Genomic DNA, 1,549 nt, shown 5'->3' on the forward strand with positions numbered 1-1,549 from the left:
TTCGTCAGGTAGCGGACCTTCTGGTCAGCCTCCTCCGTGCCGCCGAGGATGCCCTTGGAGTCGACCTGGGCACCGAACCGGACCACGTGCGCGGGCTCCAGATCATCGATCGAGTCGAGGACGTCGAGGGCGTCGTCCCACCCGGTCAACGGCTGCCCGGTGCCGGGGTCAGTGAATGTGCCGGCCGCGTGGTCCCACACCGGCATGGTGTCGCCGGAGTACACCTCGTTCTCGGCGTCGAAGTGTGGCCACCACACTTGGTGGTAGGTGCCTTCGGTGACCGCCCGGAACACCGCGTGCGGGATCGATCCCCGGATCGCGAGGTGCAGGTGCGGGGCTCCCCGACGCTGGGGTTCGACGGTGGCGAAGTACTGCACGTCCCAGCCGACGGCGCGGCGCAGGTTCTGTATCCACCGGTCGACCAGGGCCGCGAAGTGCACGATGTCCCGTGCGGCACGGGTGTAGTCGTAGGAGTCCGGGTCACGCGGGGAACCGTCGCCGACTACCTCACCCTTGGAGTTGACCGCGCCGTCTTTGTGGACCAGCCCGTAGGAGTCCAGGGTGAGGGTCACGAACGTGGAGGGCCGGTATTTGCCGGCGTACTCGCGCCCGATGGTGGTCTTGGCTACCCGCTTGCGAGGCAGGTTCGGCACGTCTTGACGCCGCCGGGTGGAGCGCTTGCGCCGGTCTTTGTGTGTGGCGTCCAGGTCCGGCAGCCGGCCGCGGAACCCGGATTCCCGCAGCTCCACATCCAGCGAGGCGACGACCTCCCGGATACCGGCCATTGCTTCGCGGTCGTCGGTGTCGCGGGCGTCCTGGTAGTGGGCGAACAGGTCCGAGCGTGCCGCTACGAGGTCCTTTTGCTGCTGGGTGGGTGTGCGGGTGTCGTTGACCGGTTCGGCGTCCATGTGCCAGCCCTCGTTGCACTGCGTCATCCGCAGATAGCGGGCTTTGGTCGCGCAGGCCGGGCAGACCGATTCGATGGTGGACTTGCAGGGTGCGCCGACGTAGTCCACCCGCAGCGTTCTCGGGTCTTCGGCGCGCATCGGGATCGGGCGACGGCAGATGTGCTGTTCATCGGCTACGGCGTGGGCGACATCCCGGAAATCCGGCAGGCTACGGCGCTGCGCCGCGGTCTGCCGGATCGGGACCACCGAACCAGGATCAGTGGTGGTGGGTTCCATTACGCCGCCTTCGGTCGGGTCCAGTGATCCACCCGCGGCAAGGTGATCGTTTGAGCCAAAGCATCGGAGTGGCGGAAGGCCAGTTCGACCGTGCCGGGACCGGTGATCGTGGCGCGGCAGTCCAACGCCCCGAACGCGTGCGCCAGATGCGTGACGCGGTTTTCGAAGTCGGCGGGGCAGTGACCTTCCAGCATCCGCACCCGAACCCGATCGGTGGCCGGACCGAGCTCCACACCCAACAGCCGCGGGATGAACGTGCGGTCACCACGGTCGATACTCAGGTGGCAGGCGGTCATGAGTTTGGCCCACCGCCGGCGGTAGCGGTGCCAGGTCAGGAACCGGGTACGAGCCCGCGCGGTGACCCA

1 protein-coding gene and 1 pseudogene are annotated in these 1,549 nt (G+C 67.8%); both read right to left on the reverse strand.

Translation table 11 applies throughout. The features are described 5' to 3' along the window. Positions 1-1,184 (reverse strand): replication initiator (locus ACWEKR_RS35545; protein ID WP_452358239.1); only part of this gene is annotated, 1,184 nt, incomplete at its 3' end. Continuing rightward, a pseudogene (locus ACWEKR_RS35550) lies at positions 1,184-1,549 on the reverse strand (hypothetical protein); the annotation flags it as partial. The pseudogene ACWEKR_RS35550 and the gene ACWEKR_RS35545, both read right to left, overlap by 1 nt.

It is taken from the genome of Nocardia sp. NPDC004573, assembly GCF_053602135.1.